This is a genomic window from Shimia sp. (assembly GCF_965227725.1).
Taxonomy (GTDB): Bacteria; Pseudomonadota; Alphaproteobacteria; order Rhodobacterales; family Rhodobacteraceae; genus Shimia.
This window is the reverse complement of sequence record NZ_CBDDGH010000006.1, coordinates 460,809-482,726: the sequence shown is the minus strand read 5'-3', so window position 1 is coordinate 482,726 and position 21,918 is coordinate 460,809. Positions and strand designations below refer to the sequence as shown.

The 21,918-nt window shown below is 53.1% G+C and carries 18 protein-coding genes and 2 pseudogenes; 10 read left to right on the top strand and 10 right to left on the bottom strand.

Annotated elements, in window-relative coordinates:
- Positions 1-43 precede the first annotated feature (43 nt).
- The 3 genes from ACO07T_RS19930 to ACO07T_RS19920 all read left to right on the top strand — a co-directional run bounded on the left by ACO07T_RS19930 (position 44) and on the right by ACO07T_RS19920 (position 3,856).
- Positions 44-1,045 carry a hypothetical protein gene (locus ACO07T_RS19930; protein ID WP_422050855.1) on the top strand — a complete coding sequence of 334 codons (1,002 nt, stop codon included), beginning with the start codon at positions 44-46 and terminating at the stop codon, positions 1,043-1,045.
- Positions 1,045-3,447 carry a hypothetical protein gene (locus ACO07T_RS19925; protein ID WP_422050854.1) on the top strand — a complete coding sequence of 801 codons (2,403 nt, stop codon included), beginning with the start codon at positions 1,045-1,047 and terminating at the stop codon, positions 3,445-3,447. The genes ACO07T_RS19930 and ACO07T_RS19925 overlap by 1 nt, the downstream gene beginning before the upstream one ends.
- Positions 3,448-3,679: 232 nt before the next feature.
- On the top strand, positions 3,680-3,856 hold the full coding sequence (locus ACO07T_RS19920; RefSeq protein WP_422050853.1) for a hypothetical protein: 177 nt from the start codon (positions 3,680-3,682) through the stop codon (positions 3,854-3,856).
- A 52-nt stretch (positions 3,857-3,908) separates the two neighbouring features.
- Here the strand turns inward: ACO07T_RS19920 and ACO07T_RS19915 are convergent.
- The 6 genes and pseudogenes from ACO07T_RS19915 to ACO07T_RS19890 all read right to left on the bottom strand — a co-directional run bounded on the left by ACO07T_RS19915 (position 3,909) and on the right by ACO07T_RS19890 (position 10,901).
- Positions 3,909-5,005, bottom strand: a protein-coding gene (locus ACO07T_RS19915; RefSeq protein ID WP_422050852.1) for an IS3 family transposase whose coding sequence is annotated in 2 segments (ribosomal slippage) — positions 3,909-4,756 and positions 4,756-5,005 — 1,098 coding nt in all. Because the reading frame shifts where the segments join, the coding sequence is not laid out codon by codon here.
- A 205-nt stretch (positions 5,006-5,210) separates the two neighbouring features.
- A complete protein-coding gene (locus ACO07T_RS19910) occupies positions 5,211-6,764 on the bottom strand; it encodes a trimethylamine methyltransferase family protein (RefSeq protein WP_422050851.1) in 1,554 nt (517 codons plus the stop codon).
- 99 nt (positions 6,765-6,863) lie between these two features.
- Positions 6,864-7,802, bottom strand: coding sequence for a GlxA family transcriptional regulator (locus ACO07T_RS19905; protein ID WP_422050850.1), 939 nt, complete (start codon positions 7,800-7,802; stop codon positions 6,864-6,866).
- A 97-nt stretch (positions 7,803-7,899) separates the two neighbouring features.
- On the bottom strand, positions 7,900-8,859 hold the full coding sequence (proX, locus tag ACO07T_RS19900) for a glycine betaine/L-proline ABC transporter substrate-binding protein ProX (RefSeq protein ID WP_422050849.1): 960 nt from the start codon (positions 8,857-8,859) through the stop codon (positions 7,900-7,902).
- A gap of 20 nt (positions 8,860-8,879) precedes the next feature.
- A complete protein-coding gene (locus ACO07T_RS19895) occupies positions 8,880-9,818 on the bottom strand; it encodes an ABC transporter permease (protein WP_422050848.1) in 939 nt (312 codons plus the stop codon).
- A gap of 10 nt (positions 9,819-9,828) precedes the next feature.
- Positions 9,829-10,901, bottom strand: a pseudogene (locus tag ACO07T_RS19890) (quaternary amine ABC transporter ATP-binding protein).
- 166 nt (positions 10,902-11,067) lie between these two features.
- Between ACO07T_RS19890 and ACO07T_RS19885 the strand changes: the two are divergent.
- The 4 genes from ACO07T_RS19885 to ACO07T_RS19870 are packed head-to-tail and all read left to right on the top strand — an operon-like array spanning position 11,068 to position 15,539.
- Positions 11,068-11,778, top strand: a complete 711-nt coding sequence (locus ACO07T_RS19885) for a GntR family transcriptional regulator (protein ID WP_422050847.1) — start codon at positions 11,068-11,070, stop codon at positions 11,776-11,778.
- A 7-nt stretch (positions 11,779-11,785) separates the two neighbouring features.
- Positions 11,786-12,709: a dihydrodipicolinate synthase family protein gene (locus ACO07T_RS19880; RefSeq protein ID WP_422050846.1), complete on the top strand. Its 924-nt coding sequence runs from the start codon at positions 11,786-11,788 to the stop codon at positions 12,707-12,709.
- Entirely contained in the window at positions 12,706-14,202 is a 1,497-nt protein-coding gene (locus ACO07T_RS19875) for an aldehyde dehydrogenase (protein ID WP_422050845.1), read from the top strand. The genes ACO07T_RS19880 and ACO07T_RS19875 overlap by 4 nt, the downstream gene beginning before the upstream one ends.
- Positions 14,199-15,539, top strand: coding sequence for an NAD(P)/FAD-dependent oxidoreductase (locus ACO07T_RS19870; RefSeq protein WP_422050844.1), 1,341 nt, complete (start codon positions 14,199-14,201; stop codon positions 15,537-15,539). Before ACO07T_RS19875 ends, ACO07T_RS19870 begins: the two co-directional genes overlap by 4 nt.
- Before the next feature lie 64 nt (positions 15,540-15,603).
- On the opposite strand, the gene ACO07T_RS19865 is transcribed toward ACO07T_RS19870, so the two are convergent.
- The 4 genes from ACO07T_RS19865 to ACO07T_RS19850 form a co-directional block, all read right to left on the bottom strand.
- Complete coding sequence (locus ACO07T_RS19865; RefSeq protein ID WP_422050843.1) at positions 15,604-16,338, bottom strand: SDR family NAD(P)-dependent oxidoreductase; 735 nt, start codon at positions 16,336-16,338, stop codon at positions 15,604-15,606.
- Positions 16,335-17,069, bottom strand: coding sequence for an SDR family NAD(P)-dependent oxidoreductase (locus ACO07T_RS19860; RefSeq protein WP_422050842.1), 735 nt, complete (start codon positions 17,067-17,069; stop codon positions 16,335-16,337). The genes ACO07T_RS19865 and ACO07T_RS19860 overlap by 4 nt, the downstream gene beginning before the upstream one ends.
- 13 nt (positions 17,070-17,082) lie before the next feature.
- The gene (locus ACO07T_RS19855; RefSeq protein WP_422050841.1) at positions 17,083-18,222 is read right to left on the bottom strand and encodes a mandelate racemase/muconate lactonizing enzyme family protein; all 1,140 of its coding nucleotides are present in this window, start codon (positions 18,220-18,222) and stop codon (positions 17,083-17,085) included.
- Positions 18,223-18,447: 225 nt separating this feature from the next.
- Entirely contained in the window at positions 18,448-18,729 is a 282-nt protein-coding gene (locus ACO07T_RS19850; protein ID WP_422050840.1) for a hypothetical protein, read from the bottom strand.
- Positions 18,730-19,096: 367 nt separating this feature from the next.
- Between ACO07T_RS19850 and ACO07T_RS19845 the strand changes: the two are divergent.
- From ACO07T_RS19845 to ACO07T_RS19835, 3 genes and pseudogenes are all read left to right on the top strand, one after another.
- Positions 19,097-19,647, top strand: a pseudogene (locus ACO07T_RS19845) (IS3 family transposase); the annotation flags it as partial.
- Between the two features lie 240 nt (positions 19,648-19,887).
- A complete protein-coding gene (locus tag ACO07T_RS19840; RefSeq protein ID WP_422050839.1) occupies positions 19,888-20,844 on the top strand; it encodes a glycosyltransferase family 2 protein in 957 nt (318 codons plus the stop codon).
- Positions 20,844-21,386 carry a serine O-acetyltransferase gene (locus ACO07T_RS19835; RefSeq protein ID WP_422050838.1) on the top strand — a complete coding sequence of 181 codons (543 nt, stop codon included), beginning with the start codon at positions 20,844-20,846 and terminating at the stop codon, positions 21,384-21,386. Before ACO07T_RS19840 ends, ACO07T_RS19835 begins: the two co-directional genes overlap by 1 nt.
- Positions 21,387-21,918 lie beyond the last annotated feature (532 nt).

The following is a 21,918-nucleotide window of genomic DNA, read 5'->3' as shown; positions in this document are numbered from 1 at the left end:
ACAGGAACTAAGGTTAAACAACAGCTTCTATGGGTAGAGAAAAATGGTTGGGGAGAATACAGGCGGTATACGCGACAATGAGCAACCTGGTTCTTCCGAAGAGTTGATCGATTTCGATGTCACAGAGTTCCTCGCTTTCTACTATGATCGATTGCCCAGCGGTCAGGGTGGCGCCAGCCCCGCCCGCATCAAGAATTTGGAAGCAGGCCTCAAGAAGTATCTAGGGCGACCACCTCCCAACAAGGACGGCGATCCGGGTCATTGGATCGCACCGCGCGGAACTATCGAGAGTTGGCGAAGGTCTGAATCGCAAGGCAAGCCACTGCCGCGGAAGAAATTCCCGCGGAAGGTCCTCGAAGCTTGCTGGGAGGAATGGGGCGAGGACTTCTCAGCGGACCAAAGCATTGGCAACCGCCTCACCGTTCGCACTGGGGCAGAAGAGCTTCTGGAGGTCGGTCCAGCTGGGGTAGAACCAATACCATCGTCTGGGCGCTATCTCCTGCGGGCAGACCTCATACGATTGACGCCCTGCTGCAAGCCTTGGCGATACAAGGGTCAGCATGTTGCCGAGGTCAATCTCGGCTTTCGGGATGCATGGATCGAAGCAGATTTTCCCGATCCAGAGCCAACCGTGCTACTCAGGCATTTGAATTCCAAGGAGCCGCCGACGCAGTTCGGCGAGGCGATCGCCACAACAATCCAATGGCAATGGCCGAGCATGCAATGGCGCATGATCAAACCTGACACTGATGCCCGCCATACTGGCCAGTTAATGAGGGCACAGCTTGCCGAGTTTGGTGCCGAATCCGACCAAGAGGTCATCCTGAATGTCACGGTAACGACTGAGGATTTCTGGCCCACTGTCGAGATGCTGAAACCGAGTGGTTACAAACAGATGCCACCGTCACAGCGAGAGAGTGCTGACAAAGCAGTGGAAACCGAGCGGGCACGAATTGAAAGACAGCTGATCAATCAGGTTTTGCGCCAGAGAGTCGGCAAGAAGGAACGTCATGTGCTGGCGTCTGGGAAATTTAGGATAACGTGATGGATTGGCTGTTTACGAACGACCCCATTGAGATGACTGACCGTGAAGCCGACGCGATCGGCAAGATAAGAGCGTCCAAATTGGACGACATTGTCGGGCTGATCGCGTCAACAGGCTACGACAAGAGGTCCTTCTTCGAACACGGTGACTGCCGTGGGATGGATTTCCGGGATTCGGACGTCAAAGGTGTGTCCTTTGAAGGCGCCGACCTGACCGGTGCCATCATGTATCGCGATCAGTACAAAGCGATCAGGAACACCGGGCCGCGTTCGCTTGACAAGGTGCGAGTGCAAGAAAGCCGTGCCAGAGGCAAGCGCGACGAGTTCACCGTCATCGCGAGCAAGCCGATGGACCCGGGCGATGCTCGGCAGAATTTCCGATCGGAACTGGAGGCCATGCTGGAGGATCATCGTGAGACCAAGCGGTACGACTGGAATCGGCTTGTTCCATTGATGCGACGGCTCGACGCACCATTAGGGCGAATCTGGGGGCTCCAGATGGCCTTGGATCGAAGCACAGGGACAACCAGTGCGGCCCTTCTTGCGGCTTGCGCCGATGGCTTGGAAGAAATTTCCGATAACGCCGCTCCTGATGAGATACTCGCCCTTCGCGTGATCCGGTTGATCCAAAAAACGTCTCTAGAAGATCGGTTGGAGACCTTGCGCGGATCGATTGCGGCCGGTGAGCGGCTGGATTATCAGCTACAACTCAAACTGCCTGAATTTGCCACAAGGATAGACGACCTAAAGCGAGTTCTCGATACGATTTTGGAACGACGTTGGAAGATCGATTCAGCTCTCTTTGTTGCGGCTGCGCGAAAGGCGCCAAGCTCGATGTCCGACATCGCGGCCTTCCTGGAGATGATGTCGGAGGCCGGCGTGCGGCCCGACAACGCGGTATTCAGCACCTTGTCGCAGCGGACGAAAGACGTGTCCGACATCGCGCCCTTCCTGGAGATGATGTCGGAGGCCGGCGTGCGGCCCGACAACGCGGTATTCAGCAAACTAGCGGAGCGGACGAAAGACATGTCCGACATCGCGGCCTTCCTGGAGATGATGTCGGAGGCCGGCGTGCGGCCCGACAACGCGGTATTCAGCAAACTAGCGGAGCGGACGAAAGACATGTCCGACATCGCGGCCTTCCTGGAGATGATGTCGGAGGCCGGCGTGCGGCCCGACAACGCGGTATTCAGCACCTTGTCGCAGCGGACGAAAGACATGTCCGACATCGCGGCCTTCCTGGAGATGATGTCGGAGGCCGGCGTGCGGCCCGACAACGCGGTATTCAGCACCTTGTCGCAGCGGACGAAAGACATGTCCGACATCGCGCCCTTCCTGGAGATGATGTCGGAGGCCGGCGTGCGGCCCGACAACGCGGTATTCGGGCAATTGTCGCAGCGGACGAAAGACATGTCCGACATCGCGGCCTTCCTGGAGATGATGTCGGAGGCCGGCGTGCGGCCCGACAACGCGGTATTCGGGCAATTGTCGCAGCGGACGAAAGACATGTCCGACATCGCGCCCTTCCTGGAGATGATGTCGGAGGCCGGCGTGCGGCCCGACAACGCGGTATTCAGCAAACTAGCGGAGCGGACGAAAGACATGTCCGACATCGCGGCCTTCCTGGAGATGATGTCGGAGGCCGGCGTGCGGCCCGACAACGCGGTATTCGGGCAATTGTCGCAGCGGACGAAAGACATGTCCGACATCGCGGCCTTCCTGGAGATGATGTCGGAGGCCGGCGTGCGGCCCGACAACGCGGTATTCGGGCAATTGTCGCAGCGGACGAAAGACATGTCCGACATCGCGCCCTTCCTGGAGATGATGTCGGAGGCCGGCGTGCGGCCGCGTGCCTCCGAGTATTCCGCATTCGTAGGAGCTTGCAGCAATGCAATGGAGGCAGAGCCATTTCTCGCTGAACTCGAGGCATTGAATGCCAAGCCGAGTGTCGTAAGCCTTTCGAGCCTGCTTGCGCATACGAAAGGGGCGGAAGAAGCAGAAGCCGTCTGGCAAATATTCGGTCGCTTCGGTTTGTCGCCAAACCAATATGCCTTCAACGCTCTGCTCAACAAGCAGCCCGGCTGGGATGAAGCTTGGCATGTACTCACAAAACGCCGACCGGACCGGGTGCGCCCCGACAGCTACACGTTCGGCCACCTGCTCTCCAAGGCACTTACGCGCGAACACATCCGCACCACTCTGTCCGAAGTCCGCAAGGCGCGCGTTCCGTACAGCACAGCTCTCGTGCGCGAGGTAATTCGAGCTGAATTGTCAGACAGCGATGTCTTGTGGTTCTTCAACCAGCTGCACCGTTCCGGGTTTGATCCGCGTGCCTGCGATCCGTCAGAAATGGGCGATATTGTCGAACGGTTTGAGACACTGATCCGGCGCTTTAAGACTTGATCATGCGCTCCATCCAAGTGTGATGATCTTGGACAAAAACGACCGTTTTTGACGCATAGGTTTTGGCAGGGGATTTTTGTGCTTGGTATGGAACACTCTTTCGTCCCGCTCGAATGCGTTCAACGGACGGGAACTTTGAAATCAACCTACGTACTGAGAAATGCTACGCTTCTGCAAGAGTTGATCGGAATCCAAAACACACCTACGCTTATGAGACATTGTGGGAGTTATTATGGCACGTTCTCTACACTCGGTTTTTGCAATTCTAACGGTGATGTTGGGTCTGTCCGATATGGCGAAAGCTCAGAACCTCATGTCAGGTGATCAGCTTTTTGATGGGTTCAACATCCAACAAGACAATGGAAACATAACCATTGAAGGCTACGGTAGAGTATTCCCATTGACCTGAGCCCCAAGTTTCCTCCACCTCGCGGAGAGTCCTTGGGTTTGGTTTGATGACCTTATACGGCCAGTTTGTCCATGTTCATTTTTTCTGCAAATTCCATCGGTGTCAGGTTGCCTAACGCGGAATGTGGTCTTTGGTAATTGTAATCCTCCTGCCATGCTTCCAGCGTTTCACGGGCCTCGGCCAGTGAGCTGAAGAGGGTTTCATTCAGGCATTCGTCACGCAGCTTTCCGTTGAAGCTTTCGATGAATGCGTTTTGGGTTGGTTTTCCCGGCGTGATGTAGTGCCAGTCGATCCCGGTCTCCTGAACCCACCGCAGGATGGCCATGCTGGTGAACTCGGTGCCATTGTCAGAGACAATCGTTCCCGGCATTCCGCGTTCAGCGATGACCCGGTTCAGCTCCCGCGTGACGCGCAGACCTGATAGGGAAGTGTCGGCTACCAGCGCCAAGTTCTCGCGGGTGTGATCATCCACAATCGCAAGAATGCGGAACCTTCGCCCATCGGTGAAGGCATCTGACACGAAGTCGAGAGACCAGCGTTGGTTGAGGCCATCCGGAACTGCCATCGGTCTTCTGGTGCCCAAAGCGCACTTCCGGCCGCCCCTGCGGCGCACTTGGAGCTTCTCTTCACGATAGATACGTCTCAGCTTCTTGTGGTTCACCTCGAAGCCTTCACGCTGGACCATGACATGGATGCGGCGATACCCGAACCGGCGGCGCTCTTGCGAAACCCGCTTGATCGCATCACGCAAATCCGCGTCTTCGGCCCGACGGGACTTATACCGCACCGTCGACCGATCCACATCCAGAGCAGAACACGCCCGACGCTGGCTCACCTGATGAACCTCCACCAGATGGGCAACCGCCTTCCGCTTGGCATCGGGCGTCACCACTTTTTTGAGTTCACATCCCGCAGCATTGCATTGTCGAGCATCTGTTCAGCCAACAGCTTCTTCAGCTTTGCGTTCTCGGCTTCCAGCGCACGCAGCTTCTTGGCATCTGACGGCTCCATGCCGCCATACTTCGACTTGTATTTGTAGAAGGTGCCTTGGCTGATCCCATAGCGCCTGCACACGTCAGCCGTCTTCTCGCCTGCTTCCTGTTCCTTGATCATCTGAATAATCTGCTCGTCAGTGAATCTCGTCTTCATTTGTCCGTCCTTAAGTTGGGCGGACTCTACACTAAACTGGAGGAGATCCAGGGGCTCAGGTCAACTTAAGTAACCCGACCGCCAAGCAGACATTCATAGCGTGACGCAAAACGCCTACTCAGCTACTGCGCAATTCTAGCAATTTGAGATGCTACATGGCGCCACGGATAAACCTGACGCAGTTCAGAAATTTCAGACGTCGGGTCTAGAACTCCTGATTCAACTCAGCCGCGGCCGGTATTTCCCGTTCACGTCTAGCGATATAGTCCAGAAGCTCTTCATTTTTTCCGGGATCCAACTGCGGTTCTTGGTACTCACCTAGCAACCTTCGAGCATGCTGCAATGCCCGTTCGGTGATTTCCACCGATCCTTCTGCTGCCCATTGCTCGATAGAATTGTTATCAAAAAGCTCCGGCATAAAGAATGCCGTTTGGAAATTCTCTTGTGTGTGTTCATGGCCAAGATAGTGACCACCGGGTCCCACGTCAGACACAGCTGCCACAGCTTGATCAAAGTCATGCCATTTCGGACCTTCAGCCATACGATAAGCCATCGCGCATTGTTCTGCGTCGACAACAAACTTTGCGATTGAACAGTGCATGCCAGCTTCGTTCCAGCCCGCCGAATGCCAAATATAGTTTGCCCCGGCGTGCATGACAGCCGAAAGCGTTGTGCTGCTTTCGTAACCAGCCTGCGCGTCGAAGGTTTTCGCGCCGCCCAGTGTATTGGATGTTCGCCAAGGCACCTCGTAAAAGCGTGCCATTTGACCAATCATGAAGTTCATCAGGCTGATTTCTGGGGTGCCAGCCATTGGAGCTCCGGATTTCATGCTGACGGTGGACAAATAGTGACCATAAATTGCAGGAGCACCCTCACGGATAACCTGAGTGTAAGCCAGAGCGCTAAGAGCTTCTGCGTTCAGTTGAGCAACGGTGGCAGGTACAGAAGCTGGAGTATTTGCACCACCTAAAACAAAAGGCGAGCACAAAACAGGTTGTTTGCGTTTACAAAAAGCGCGCATCGCTCCCAGCATGGTTTCGTCCCAAACCAGAGGTGAATTACCGTTGCAATTACCGGTCGTGACGGCGTGCTCTTCCATGAAGTCCTCACCGAACAAGATCGCGCACATGTCCATGACGTCTTCGGCATTCTTTGGGCTTGTCGTCATGCCCATGAACATTTTGTCTGAATACTTCATTGAAGAATAGGTTATACGCAGATGACGCTGGCTGATCGGATGGTCATAAGGCTCCACGATATGGTGCGCTGAGCTGTTCAGCGCGGGCATCATGTGGCTAAGTTTATGGAAGGTCGCCAGATCATCCAGAGTTGGATTACGGCGCACGTCGCCAAGGTCACGGATGAACGGTGCGCCAGTCATTGGCACAAAAACCGAGCTCCGACCACCGAGCTTAACGTTGTTTTGCGGATTCCTGGCGTGGTAGGTGAATTCGGACGGAATGGTCGCGATCAGGTCCATCACTAGGTTGCGATCCAGATACACCATCTCATCGACAACTTTGGCGCCGGCCTTTTTCCAGTCTTCCAGCGCAATCGGATCGCGGAATTGGATGCCGACGTTTTCCAAAATGTCCATTGAGGCATTGTGGATGCGTTCAACCTGCGTACCATCCATGACTTCACAAAGAGGCAGCCTATTGGTCAGTCCGGGAAGCATGTCAAAATTCATGGCGGTGCGGACGGCTCGGCGAGCGGAGCGACCACCGGCACGAGTGCGCATAGCTGTTTTCTGGGTCATTCATGGTCTCCTTTAGAGGGAGAGTCGCGGATTTCCCCCTCTTGTTCGTGCTGAAGGGCGAAGAGTCCTTGCAGAAACCGACACTATCGAGGAGAGGGCTTACTTGTAGCGTTGCATCGACGGGCTGACACCGTAGGCTATGCGATAGACCCGAGAGAAATGTCCTGGGCTTTCAAAACCGCAAGCCAACGCCACATCAATCACAGAGGCTTCGGTTTGCATCAGTAAATGCCGCGCGCGCTCAAGCCGCATTTCCAGATGATACCGCTTGGGGGATGAGTTTAGATAGCGACCAAAGAGCCGTTCCAGCTGACGCGAGGATATCCCAAGGTCCTTTGCAATATCTGCAGGTGATATGGGGTTTTCCAGGGTGTCCTGCATGATTTGTAGGGCTTTGGCCAGATGGCGGTTGCGCATACCGTTGCGGGCCTGAAGCGAAACACGTTGCTCCGCAGACGCATTCCGTGCGCCAGAATAAACCATTTGGTCCGCCACATCCATCGCAAGACCGCTGCCATGGTCCGTTTCCACTTTATGTAACATGAGATCGGCAGTGGCCGTGCCTCCTGACGCAGTGATGTATTTTTCGTCCGCCACAAAGACGTTGCGCACCAGGTTCACTTCGGGAAATTTCTCCATAAATGCGTCATGAAAGTCCCAATGTATGGCTGCCTGCATCCCGTCCAGAAACCCAGCCTCCGCGAGTATCCAAGCGCCAGAGCATAAGGCGCCAATCGGATGGCCCTTCGCGCGCTGCTCACGGAGTGCTTTTATCAAGTTTGTGGAGGTATGTTTCTGCATGTTGGAGCCCGATAGCACAAAAACCTGATCACACTTCGGAGCGTGATCAAAGCCACCGTCAACTTGCATAACTATGCCACCAGAGCATGTAACGGTTTTTCCGTTTTCAGATAGGAGCGTCCAGTTGTAGAGGTCTTTGCCACTTATCATATTCGCAATGCGTAGCGGTTCTACAGCACATGAGAACGCAAGATTTGCAAAGTCTTCGACCATCAAGAAAACAATGTGTTTCGTCATCGTTGCTTGTCCGCAAGTCAAAGGGCGAAGAGGCAAGCGCCACTTCGCACTTCAGATTTGAGAAAGTTCAATTTGCCGCCGCGCGTGCCGCCTCGAGTCAAGAATCATAGTCCGCTTGGTTGTCAGAAATCCACTGACCCACGTGCGCGTCGATATCATCAGAGCTATCTTGGCCTTCTGAGATAAACTTGTTCTGAGCGGAGATATCATTGATGGAAATCTTCGCCAGTTCGAACAGTTTCGCGGCTGCTGGATTCGCGTTTAGAAAGTCGTCAGTTGCCACGACGCGAATACTGTCCACAGCAAACCCAAGGTCCTTGCCTTCGAATTCCGTGTTTGCCGTCGCGCCATCAGGCAGGGAGCTGTAGGGCACCGCCAGCCATTCAACGTCTACGCCTGGCACCAACGCACCGGATACCCAGTAAGGTGTCCATGTGTAATACAGGATGTTTTCTCCAGCGCTGCTGCGCGCAATAGTGTCGGCGATAATAGCGTTATATGCTCCTTGGTTATGTGAAACCGTATCGCGCGGGCCGAATTCCGTAAGTTGGTGCTCAATGACGCGTTCACAGCCCCAACCCGGAACACAGCCAGCAAGATCGGCGGTTCCGTCGCCATCAGCGTCAAACAATTTCGCGATTTCCGGATCCTTCAGGTCACCAAGGTTTTGAACGCCCGCGTCATAGGCCGACTTGTTGATCAGATAGCCTTGCAATGCCCCGTCAACCAGGGTGCCGACTTTCTCCAGAACCGCGTCTCCGCCAGATTCTTCAAAGAAGTTATGGTGCAGTGCGTTCCAGTGAACGGCCGTAAAATCGCCATCCCCAGTACCCAGTGCAAGGTGAATGGTTTGATATTCAACCTCTTGTGGTTCAGCCACCTTGTACCCAAGGTCCTCAAGCGCACGGAATAAAATGCGGTGCTGGAAGGTTTCCTCCAGAGATGGTGCCATAATCGGGCGAACGTCGACGCCTTTTCCTGGCATACTATCCGCAATTGCTGCGCCGCCCACTAGGGTCGCTGCAAGCAATGAGGCGATTGCTGTTGTTTTTTTCATGGAGTTGCTCCTCTGTTGGATTATTTTATCTTTCCTGTGGTTCGCAATATCAGTCCGACTGGGCCGCCTTGCCACCAGTGACGATGCCCGCGTTCGCGGCCAGATTGCCCCATTCCTTGGGTGATCCGGTCCAAAACGATTGCAAGAATGACGATGCCGAGCCCCCCAACGAGAGCCTTTCCCGCGTCTAACCGCCCCATCGCTCGGAGAACTTCGTTACCGAGCCCCTTCACGGAGATCATAGAGGCAATCACAACCATCGAAAGTGAGAGCATGATTGTTTGGTTCACACCGGCCAGAATGGTCGGTGTGGCGAGCGGCAGCTCAACTTTAAGCAAGATTTGCCTTGGGTTGGCACCAAAAGCCTTCGCCGCTTCGACAACAGACGGGTTCACACCGCGAATGCCCAGCGAGGTCAGGCGCACGAGTGGCGGCAATGCGAAAATAATTGTTACAATCACGCCTGAAACGTTGCCGATACCGATCAGCATCACTACGGGAACCAAATACACAAAGGCCGGTATGGTCTGCATCGTATCAAGTACGGGGCGAATGGTGGCTTCAAATCGGTCATTTTTGCCCGCCAAGACCCCAAGGGGCAGACCGATCAAAAAACACAGCAGCACTGAGCTCACCACGATTGCCAATGTGGTCATCGCAAGGCCCCATGCATTTGGCGCAAGGAATCCGAGGCAGAACATGCTGACTCCAACCAAAATAGCCACACGGTGACCAGCTGCTTGCCAGGCAATTAATACCATCAAAACCAACATGATCGTTGGAGGCACCGCGTTCAGCGTGGTATCGATGCCAACGATCATTTCATTGAAGATGTTTTTAATAGGCTGGATGATGCCGCGATTTGCAATCGCCCATTGTTTGACGCCATCGGCGGATTCCGCAATGCCCAGATCAACTGAGGAAAACGGATCAAGGATGCTGAAGCTTTTCTCTTCCATAATGATCTCCTCAGTGCTTTATGGCGCTCTGATCATCGACATCGCCTTGGATGCCACGCAGCAGAGCGTTTTTGGTCACGACGCCAATCGGACGGCCGTCAACTTTGACCATGATGGGGTTTTGGGTCGCGATGGAGAGGTTTACGAGGTCATCTAGGGAATGGTCTGGATGCGCTTCGGGCCAGGTTTTTGTATCGCCAATCGGGCCACGGCGACCTTCGTAGGCTTCAACAGATTCCATGATTTTCCCGGCTGAAACCAGATCTAGCTTGGAGATGCCCGCCACAAAGTCCGCCACATAGTCATCCACCGGATTGGTCACGATATCCTCTGGTGTACCCACCTGAACCAACGCGCCGTCTTTCATGATCGCGATACGATCCCCGATGCGGATCGCCTCATCCAGATCATGGGTGATGAACAACGTTGTTTTGTTCATGTCAGCCGAAAGCGACATAAATTTATCCTGCAACTGACGACGGATAAGTGGGTCCAGCGCCGAGAATGGCTCGTCCATCAACAGGATTGAAGGATCGGCCGCAATGGCACGGGCCAGTCCTACCCGCTGCTGCATACCCCCGGAAAGCTCGTCGGGGTACTTCTGATCCCAACCATTCAAATCCACTGCATCGATGGCGCGCATGGCGTTTTCCTTGCGGCTTTCCAGATCGTATCCGCGCACTTCTTGGTTGAACGCAACGTTGTCGATGACGGTCCGATGAGGCATTAGCGCCATGTTTTGAAAAACCATGCCAATTTTCTCGGCGCGCAATTCACGCAGGTCGCGCGGTGACAGTGCGTTAACGTCTTCTCCTTCAATAAACAGCTGACCTGTCGTGGTTCGATCAGGCGGTTTACGTGTCGAATCAAAGTGGATTTGCCGGAGCCAGACAGGCCCATAATGCAAAAGATTTCACCTCGTCCGACTGTGAATGACGCGTCTTGAACGCCCACTACGCAATCGTATTGGTCCCTGACCTCGAGCTTTCCAAGTCCTTGTTCTTGAATGGCCTTCATCGCGGCGTCGGTGCGTCTCCCGAAAATCTTCCAAAGATTTCGACAGTCAATCACCGGGGCTGCCAAAGCATCTGTCACGTCAATCTCCCTGAACTTTTTATTGTATGCTGCATGTTTTATTGTTGTACACAAGTTGTATTTTTGAAAAGATTGTTGAGGACACGCAGCCGGGCCGTCGTTAGACGCTCCCGCTGAAGGTGAAAAAAAACTGAGCAAAAACAGAGGAAATGGGATGAAAGAAGAGGCGCGTCGACGCAAAAAAGAGTTGTTCGATCACCTGAAGGTATCGATTCTCACCCAGCGTCTGCGTCCAGGTTCTGACCTGGATGAAGCGGAACTGTCTGCCGCTTTTGGTCTTTCCCGCACTCCTCTCAGGGAGGTCTTCCGCGAAATGAGCGGTGCGGGCTATCTGGATCTACGCGCTAATAAAGGCGCGCGGGTGTCAGATATGTCCTATCGAACACTACGTGACTTCTTCCTCGCCGCTCCCATGATCTACGGAGCGATCCTTCGGTTAGCCGCTTTGAACGCGTCCAAAAGCCAGATTGAGCGGCTTAAGGGTGCCCAGCAGGAGTTCAAGGCAGCCCTTCGTGACGGTTCCGCAGGGGACCGCGCTTTGGCGAACAACCATTTCCATGAAGTGACTGGTGATATGGCGGGCAACATTTACCTCCAGCCTTCCTTCCAACGTTTGCTGATCGACCATGCACGTATCGGCACGACGTTCTACCAACCAAAGAATTCCGAAATGGTCGGCAACCTCACCAAGGCCAGCGAACAGCACGATCAGATCATTTCGGCAATTGAATCGAGAGATGAACAACTTGCCGGAACTTTGGCGGACGAGCATTGGAGTCTGTCTCGAGGACAGATCGAAATTTTCGTTATGCCCGATGCTCTGGAAGTGCCTCTAGGGACGTTTTCGAAACCAACTTCTGCATGAGGAATAAATGACGCCGATTTTTAATTTCGACGGGATATATACGCCTGTCGTAACGCCATTTCATGAAGATGGCGCCTGCAACTGGGACACTTTGGCGGACGTGATTGAGTACCTAATTGAAAAGGGTGTTCATGGTCTGATTTCTGGTGGCTCTACGGGTGAAAACTACGCTCAAACCGTCGAAGAACGCATCGACATCGCAAAATTCACAAAGGAACGTATCAACGGACGTATTCCACTGGTGGTTGGTACTGGCGCGATGATGACCAACGACTCCGTCTCTTTGGCAAAGGGAGCTAAGGACATTGGTGCGGACGCTTTGCTTTTAGCATCGCCAGCTTATTCTGTGCCAACGGACCGTGAAAACGCACTTAACGCGCTTGCGATAGACAAGGCTGCGGATTTACCGATCATGCTTTACAATTACCCTCATCGAACGGGCACGATGATGGGCGAAGAGTTCCTCGACCGTGTTGGCCGCAGCCGGAACTTCTGTGGCATCAAAGAAAGCTCTGGAGACATCAACCGCGTTCATCTTTTGGCGCGAGACTACCCGCATATTCAAATGGGCTGCGGCATGGATGATCAGGCGCTGGAATTCTTTGCCTGGGGTGCCCCGTTCTGGGTCTGCGGCGGTTCAAACTTCCTGCCCCAAGAACATGTTGCACTTTACGACGCCTGTGTGATTGAGGGGGACTTTGTGAAAGGTCGCAAAATCATGTCGGCTATGCTGCCACTGATGCGCGTGCTGGAACAAGGCGGTAAGTTCATCCAGACCATCAAGCATGGCGTTGCTATGAATGGCTTTGAAACCGGAGGCATGCGACCGCCGCTAAAAGGACTGAACAAAGACGACAAGCGCGCTTTGGAACAGGTCGTGCGTGTTCTTAAAGCAACCATTGCTGAAATCACATCGGAGGGCGCAAAATGAGCCTGCTGACACAAGACGAATACCGTGCGATTGCCGCCGGTTTGACCCTGCCGACCAGCGCTTTCATTGATGGCGGGTACCGCCCGGCGATCTCCGGAAGCACCTTTGCATCGATCAATCCAGCCACCGGAGAACACCTGGCCGAGATTTCAGCATGCGGCCAGGAGGATGTTGATTTTGCGGTGGAAAAAGCGCGCGAAGCGTTTGACGATGGTCGTTGGAGCAAGTTGCACCCCAGCGAACGCAAAGACGTGCTAATCCGGTTTTGCAAGCTGCTAACTCGAAATGCGCGGGAGCTTGCGGTTATGGAAAGTCTCGACAGTGGCAAGACTATTTACGACTGTGAAACAGTCGATGTGCCTGAAACCATTCACTGTCTAAAGTGGCACGCTGAAGCCATAGATAAGATCTACGATCAAGTGTCTCCAGCATCTGACGATCACATCGCGATGGTTGTGCGCGAGCCTATTGGCGTGGTCGGATTGGTTCTTCCCTGGAACTTCCCCCTGCTCATGCTCGCTTGGAAAATCGGTCCGGCGTTGGCTGCGGGCTGTTCCGTCGTGGTGAAGCCGGCTTTAGAGACAACACTGACGGCATTGCGAGTAGCTGAACTGGCATCAGAAGCCGGGCTCCCGAAGGGAGTTCTTAACGTTGTACCTGGCGGCGGCACAGAGGTAGGCGAACCCATAGGTCGCCATATGGGCATCGACATGGTGTCCTTCACCGGCTCGACCGTGACTGGAAAACGATTTTTGACGTACTCCGCTGAGAGCAATGCCAAAGAAGTCGTTCTGGAAATGGGCGGGAAAAACCCTGCGGTTGTCATGGATGACGCGGAGAACCTTGACCGTGTCGCACAGCATATTGTGAACGGGGCTTTTTGGAACATGGGTGAAAACTGCTCTGCAAGCTCCCGTTTGATCGTTCATAAAGATGTGAAAGAGCATTTGCTGGAACGCATCGCTTTGCATGCAAAAGAGTGGAACGTCGGCGACCCTCTGGACCCCAAAACCCGGCTGGGCGCGCTTGTTTCCCAAGCGCATTTCGACAAAGTTGCCAGCTATGTGTCACAAGCCAACGACGTTGTTATAGGCGGCAATGCTAAAGATGGATTTGTGGATGCAACTGTTGTGAATGTACCAGGGAACGACGATACGTTGGCGCGTGAAGAGATCTTCGGTCCTGTTTTGTCGGTGATTGAAGTCGCTGGCCTTGATGAAGCAATCCGGCTTGCGAATGACACGGAATATGGGCTGTGCGCATCGATCTTCACTGCAAATACCAAGCGGGCAATACGAGGCGCACGAGCGCTGCGGGCTGGGACTGTGACGGTCAATAGCTTTGGAGAAGGGGATATCTCAACACCTTTCGGCGGCTACAAGCAGTCTGGATTTGGAGGCCGCGACAACTCGCTGCATGCGCACGATCAGTACAGCCAATTAAAGACCATATGGATTGATCTCGCAGATGATGCGGATGAGGCCGTGGATTGACGGGTTTCAAAGCAAAACGCCAACCTGTGCATCGAGGCCCCGCAGGATGGAATACCATTCTGGGGCCGCAAGCTGCGCCGGAGCAACTGACGCATGACACAACTGCAGACTTTGTTGTCATTGGCGCGGGGTTTGCGGGTATGGCCGCGGCTCGGCGTCTGGTGGAACTGACACCAGACAGCCGTATCGTAGTGCTGGACGCTGGCCGCGTGGCAGAAGGGGCATCAGGGCGCAATTCTGGCTTCATGATCGATTTGCCACACGAGTTGACATCGGAAGACTATGCCGGTGCGGGCGACGACAAAAAAATGATCGCTTTGAACCGTGAAGCGATCAAGTTTCTAGGCAAAGCGGTCGAGCGTTATCAAATTGATCTGAACTACTTTGATCCTGCAGGAAAGGTAAACGGTGCAGCAAGCGATGCCGCCCTTCGTCACAACGCAACTTATGCTGAACACTTGCGACTACTGGGCGAGAACTGCGAGCTCCTAGACGCAAAGCAAATGCAGGAGTTGACCGGTAGTCCTCACTATTTGGGGGGACTCTTCACACCAGGCACTGTAATGCTGCAGCCCGCTGGGCTCATTCGGGGCATGGCGGAAGGCTTGACGCGAGACGGAGTAGCGTTGTTCGAAAACAGTCCGGCGACCGAGATCCGAAGAAATGGCGCGGGGTGGCATGTCAAAACAACCAAGGCGACAATATCGACGGCTAATGTAATTCTGACAGTCAACGGCCATCTTGAAAGCTTTGGCGTCGAACGTGGAAAGCTTATGCAGCTCTTCCTATTCGCCACAATGACGCCGGAACTTGATGCAAACACTACGAAGACTTTAGGTGGACAAAGCCGATGGGGTATTACTCCATCTGATCCGATGGGCACCACGATGCGCCGGATTGATGCTGGACAAGGCGGCAATCGCATTGTGACTCGAACCTGCGCCGTTGTTCGCCCAAATATGCAGACGCGTGAAAGCGATCTGAAGCGCGCTAATGCTGTGATGCAGCGCAAGTTTGATCAACGCTTCCCACAGCTCGCAGGCATGAAGATGGAGCATAGTTGGGCCGGGCATCTTTGCCTCAGCTTAAACGGTGTATCCGTCGCGCGTGAGATCGATACAGGGGTCTACTCCGGTTGCGTTCAAAATGGCTTAGGCACAGCACGGGGAACACTCACAGGCATCACAGCCGCTGAACTGGCGGCAGGCACGAGCTCAAATATTTCCGACCATTTTACGGCCGAATGCCGCCCGAAACAGCTACTGCCAGAACCCATTTTTTCAATCGGTGCCAATGCGGTCCTGAGGTATCGTGAGCTTAAAGCAAGCAGCGATTGAAACACCGCTTCATGCAACGCGAAGAAAGATCATTTTCTGATTTTCGGCGAACTTCCTGGTTTCTTTACGGTAAGCTCAGCTTTGCCATTCGCCCGCCATCCACGGTGTAGACCTGCCCAGTAATAAATCCCGCGTCGTCGGAGGCAAGGAATGCCACGAGGCTTGCAACTTCTTCGGGCTTCCCTGTTCTCTGAATAGGGTGAATAGCGCCGATGCTATTCCGAAACCCTTCGGGGTCTGGCATCTTTTCTACAAACTGTAAATTAAGATCGGTATCGATCCAGCCGGGGGCAACTGCGTTACATCGAATGCCATCATTTCCATGATCAATCGCCACAGCTCGCGTCAAACCATGGATTCCAGCCTTTGAGGCACAATAGGCAGCGTGATTGGGATTGGATCCGATTCCTTCTATCGAACCAGTGTTTACGATGCATCCTCTGGTCTTGCGCAGATAAGGTAAGGCCGCCTTTATCATCAAGAATGGCGCTGTGAGGTTCACGGCTATATTTTGGTTCCAGTCTTCAAGACTCATTTGCTCCACACCAGCTTCTTGCATCATACCGGCGTTGTTCACCAGAATATCCAGCTGACCAGCACGGCCAATAACGTAATTCACTACGTGTTCCGCAGAGGAGGGATCGAAAAAATCTGCCGAGATCGCTTCGAAATTGTCATCGGATCCCCGCTGCGCGGTGAACACTCTCGCTCCGTCGTCCTGCAATCTTTGTGCGATCGCGCGGCCAATGCCTGAACGGCCACCTGTTACAAGTGCGATCTTTCCTGCGAAACGCATCATGAGACAGGTTTCCCACCGTTCACTTCCACAAGTGCGCCACACATGTAGCGGGCGGCATCGGAGGCCAGAAACAGTATAACATCTGATACTTCTTGGGGTTCAGCAACGTGCCCTATCGGGACGCTTTTCCCAAGTTCGGCAATGGCTCTGTCAGGATCAAAACCGCGTTTTTCAAACCCGGACCGCAACATGGGCGTATTTACTTCATTTGGGCAGACCGCATTGATGCGGATGCCCTGATGAGCGTGATCCATTCCCATACATTGGGTAAGTGAGGCTATAGCGGCCTTGGTCATGCAATAGAGAGCGTGATTGGGACCCGGTGCCTTCCCCCCCCAGCATGAAGCTGTGTTTACAATGGCACCGCCACCCGTTTCCGCCATTAGAGGAATGGCTGAGCGACAGATGCGGAAGGGTGCCTCAACATTTACGCCCATCGACAATTTCCAGTCGGCATCCGTGGTACCGGTCACAGCCCCACGCGTAATGACGCCGGCATTGTTGATAACAATATCGAGCCCACCTAGGCTTTTCATCGCGCGTTGCGGCAGCTCGTCACAATACTGGGGGTCCAGTAAGTCTCCGGGCAAATAGGCTTCTGCGTCAATATCGCTAACAACTTTGTCGGCCACAGCCACACGCGCCCCTTGCGCCCGCAAACTTTCGACAATTGCCGCTCCAATTCCGCCAGCGGCTCCAGTAACAAGTGCGCATTTTCCAATAAATGTCATCTTGAGAACCTGCCTAAAAGCTCGCGAAAGTAGAGCCGAACTGGCTGCGGTCAGGGACCACCCCCAGGCCTGGTCCTGTGGGGCGCGAAATGTGACCTCCTTTTATGCGAAGACCATTCTTTATATCGTAGTTTCCATCAATGTACGGAGCGGCAAGCCAAGCGCCTTCGTTGAGATCCGAACGAACAGTAGAAGCAATCTGCACACAAGCGGACGCGATGATGTCGCCACCCCATGCGTCGTCGCAGGTGTGCGGCAGATTTCGAGCTTCGCATATATCCCGAAAAGCTCTCATTTTTTGAAGACCGCCAATTCTAGTGACTTTCATTCCGAAACCATCGACGAGTCCGGTGCCTGCGGCAGTTATTACCGTGTTCAAATCTGTCCCATTTTCGTCCATGTAAATTGCGTGATTCACCAAGGGCCGAATTTTTTGCAAGTCTTCGTAGGTATTGCATGGCTGCTCCATTACGAAGGGTATGTGAGGGCATTCTCGACTAACGCGCAGCGCATCTCGTGTCGTCCATCCACGGTTAGCATCCACGGCCAGTCGCATGCCTGATCCAGAGATCGCCTCCCATACCTTGTGGATCGTTTCGATGTCCAACTCCACAGGTCGCCCGCCAAGTTTCACCTGTAGTCGTGGATAGCCTTCCCCCTGCTTTTCTTTAGCCACTTTCGCAATTTCATCCGGAACGCCGACGCCCGTGGCAAAATATGACGGGACCCGATCTGTTACGGCTCCCCCCAAAAGCTCCGCAACAGAAACACCGAGCCTTTTGCCCAAAAGATCGTGAACAGCTATGTCTACGGCTGCTTTAGCGTAGTTATGCCCGTTCAATAGCTGTTCCATACGTCGGTTCACAAGACCTGGCCAGGTTTCACAGCCGATGAGGCCTGGTGCTATTGCGATCAAAGCAGCCTGAGCCCCAGCCGCATGAGCTTCGGCGTAAGTTGGCCCAACTGGACAAGTTTCGCCCCAACCTTCTGTGCCGTCTTCGGCAACCAACCGTACTAGAGTAGTTTCCAACTCCCAAACCTTGGCCTTTGCCATGGTGTAGGGAGGGTTTTTAACGGGTAATGAATGGCTGTAGAGGTGGACTTCCGCGATCTGCGTTCCACTGCGTATTATTGAAGGAGAAGAGTTTGGCATCCTTTTGCTCTCGTTTTCCTGCGGTAATTTACGCCTGACAGGGAACGACAATAGAGTGATATTTGAATCGGACTTCGCAGCTACCGTCCTATTGAAGATTCGGAGCGACTCTTTTGCTAGTATCGAACCATCCAAGGCAATTTAAATCTGGATAACTCGGGGCCTTGCAGGCCTCGACCATAGCATTTGGTCGAGTGTAATTGACTTTCTGCACGCCCACGAACCTCAGTAGGTTTTCTTTCGCGAAGTAAAAACTCCTGTTTGTGAAGCGGCATCAAAAACGCGCATTTCCACTTCGGCACAGGGGTGTCTGGCCGCCACCAATTTGGCGGGTTCTCCAGCACAGGCTTCGTAAACACGCCCGGGAACCAACCGGGCGATCTGGCCTCGATTGACGTGAAAAACGGCGTTTGCGTGATCGACGGTGACTATCTGAATGTTGTCGATCTGAGCCTGAAAAATGCGACCACCCGAAATCTGGTGGGTCTGTTGGAAGGATTGCGGCATGGAGATGCGACCGCTGGGCGCGGGAGCACCAGGTCCGACATTACCGCTGACAATGGTAACTAGTCTAGTGTCTGTGGCTATTCGCGTCGACGGCTTCACCAGCGAAGCCAGAGGCCGTTCATGAGGCGAAGGAGAGGCTATGGTTGGCTCTCGATTGGTCAACTCCGTTCCGCGCTGCGTCGGTCAAGTGAGGGGAGAGCCGCACTGAGCTTCGATTGGCGGCGGACTTTCCTGCACGAAGACTTAAAGCTGTGATGTTGCAGGTTGAGCGGGAAGGGTGAAAGGCAATTTTGCCCTTTATATTACAGTACGCGGCAAACGTAGCATATTTCTGCTTTCAGTTTCCGCTCTTTTCTCCAGGGCTGCATCCGTCGTGGTCGACCATACGCTGGACCGTCAGTTCACGGTCGACGCCCCAGATCGCGCGTGGGTGACAGACATTACTTACCTGCGCAGGCACGAAGGATTTGCGTATCTTTGTGTCGCTGTTGATCTTTTCTCGCGGCGTGTCGTGGGGTGGGCCATCCAGTCTCGCCAGACTTCAGAACTGGCGGTGCAAGCATTGCAGATGGCAATTTGGCGACGAAAGCCCGGATCAGGCCTGTTGATCCATTCGGACCAATGGGTCCAGTTCACCAACCGTGAATGGGCTGCCTTCCTGCCGGAACTCAAATTTGAACACTCCATGAGCCGCCGGGGAATTGCCACGACAATGCGGTGGCTGAGAGCTTCTTTCAGCTATTGAAGCGGGAAAAGATCAGACGCCGGAAATAACGAACGCGCAAGGAAGCGCGGCCAGACGTCTTTGAATACATCGAGCTGTTCTACAACCCAAAGCGCAAGCATACAAACAACGGCATGCTGTCAAACGTTGACTTCGAAGAAAGACAGCTCAAACTCAAAAAGGCAGGTGTCTAAGAAGCTGGGGGCACCTCACCAACAAGTTTGCTGTCCATGGACCCACAGGCGCTGACGTCAGACAGAAGATAGTTAGCGGATTAAGGGGGGCATCACGAAGCAAAGATGAATTTGGCAGTGAATATTGCAGTAGCGCCCAGAAATTTACAGAAGTGGTTTTGTAGGTTTCAATTCTTAGAGCGTGTCGACAAAAGTTGACAAGACTATCCCGGTATATACCATAGGGATAGTTTGTTTTTTATGTTATTGGTTTCTATTGGCTTGGTTGATATTGTCACCGTTGATGTGTGTATTTGCACGTACAAAAGAGATACTGTGACCAACGCAATTTTAAGTGTTGGCGAAGTAGACCATAATCCAAAGGTTGAAATTGGCATAATCGTTGTTGATAACGACAGCGAAATGTCTGCCCTCCCAAAAGTCTCTATTGCAGCGTTGTCGTGCACTCATCCTGTGCGTTACCATCATGCGCCATCGGGCAATATCTCTATTGCGAGAAATGCTTGTTTGAATATTTCTAACGCGGATTGGCTGGCGTTCTTGGACGACGACACCATCGCAATGCCGGGTTGGATAGAAGAGTTGTATCGAGTAGCGAATAGAAGTGGTGCGGATGTTGTTTTCGGGCCCGCAGTCGCGGAGTACCCTGCAAAGACCCCGCCTTGGCTTTTGGAAAATGATTTCCATTCAAGCATACCGCAGCGCAAGAAAAATTTGCTCCGAAACGGGCACACATGCAACGTTCTGATGCGGCGAACGAACACAAAAATAAGAAACCAGAGGTTTCTAGTTTCTCTTGGTCAGACCAGCGGTGAAGACACAGAATTTTTTGCTAGGTTGGCGCGCAGTGGCGTGAATGCCGAGATTGCTGAAAAGGCCATTGTAAAAGAAATTGTCCCACCTGAAAGGATCGGTTTGGCTTGGTTGATAAGGCGCAAGTTTGCCAATGGCTGGGCGTTTGCTTTCTCTAGCGTTGGCAAAACAAAATTAGAGCGGTTGGCCAGATCGCTCTACAGCGCCGCAGTGTTTTCTTGGTGTCTCTCAATGGCGCTCTTTACGCTGACATCATTTAAGCGATGCGCATTCTGGCTCGTTCGGGGCGCATTTCATCTGGGAGTGGTCCGTGGCTGCATTTCGATGCCTTCGATGCAGCTTTATGGTGGTGGTAATGCTAGCAGAGATACTGGGGAGGCTTAATGCGCGCTGTTTTCCGCGAAGATGTGGAGTATTGGGCATCCGTTAATTCTGGTAGCCCAAAAAGTGGTTTGAGCAGAAGGGCGGTTCTCAGCTTGTTTATAAAGAACATGTCTGTGAGGGCGGTTTTTTGGTTCAGATTGTCACATTTTTTTGTGTCGACACCTGTCCCATTTGTTGCCGGCTATCTGCGGAGAATGTTGATCCGAAAGTTTGGGCTGGATATCCCGCCCGATACTGAGATTGGTGGGGGCCTCTATATTGCACACCCGGTTGGTGTAACGGTCCTAGCTGAACGCATTGGCAAGCGTTGCACAATAGTCGGAAACGTAACAATTGGAAAACGCATTGGCGACCAAGGGCCAATAATTGGAGATGATGTCTATATCGGTGCGGGCGCTCGTGTCATCGGCCCTGTCCTGGTGGGAGACATGGCGAAGATTGGTGCCAATGCAGTAGTTGTCAAAGACGTGCCAATGGATGTGACAGTTGTTGGCGTACCGGCCACCCCTGCAAGCCGCACACCTAAGAAGTCAACAATGTAGTGTATTGCTGAGGGATCTTTGACTAGAGCGCTCGTACATTCCTCATGGCCCTTGGTTGTACACGGCATTTATTAGGTATTTCCGAGGCGCAAACTTCAAATTTCAGTTTAAAAGTGCGGTCAATTGATTTTCACGTATTAAAGATCACCTAAACTCCAGTGCATCCAATGATTGCGAAATTTGATCTAATCAGTGGGTGGATGAGTTAGTTGACTATAGCCACCCAGAACTCCTCGGTCGATGATATAAGATAGGGGCAGCGAAAAGCTCGCGTTTTTATAATACGTAGCGACGGTACCATTTGAAAAATGGCTTCTCAACAATTTGAGGAAGCTCTCATTGGTATCAAAAATCATCACATAGATAGACTAGCGGTTTATCATGAGGCAACGTTCTATTTGTTCTTCTTAGTGAGGCTGATTGCGAGAAAATTTATGACTATTTTTAGAGGCGCCTGAATTGGGTGATTCTTCTGCATTCGCACAATGGGTTCTTTTTGTTTTGTGAGGTTCTCTTCTTCTGCGTCAGATTA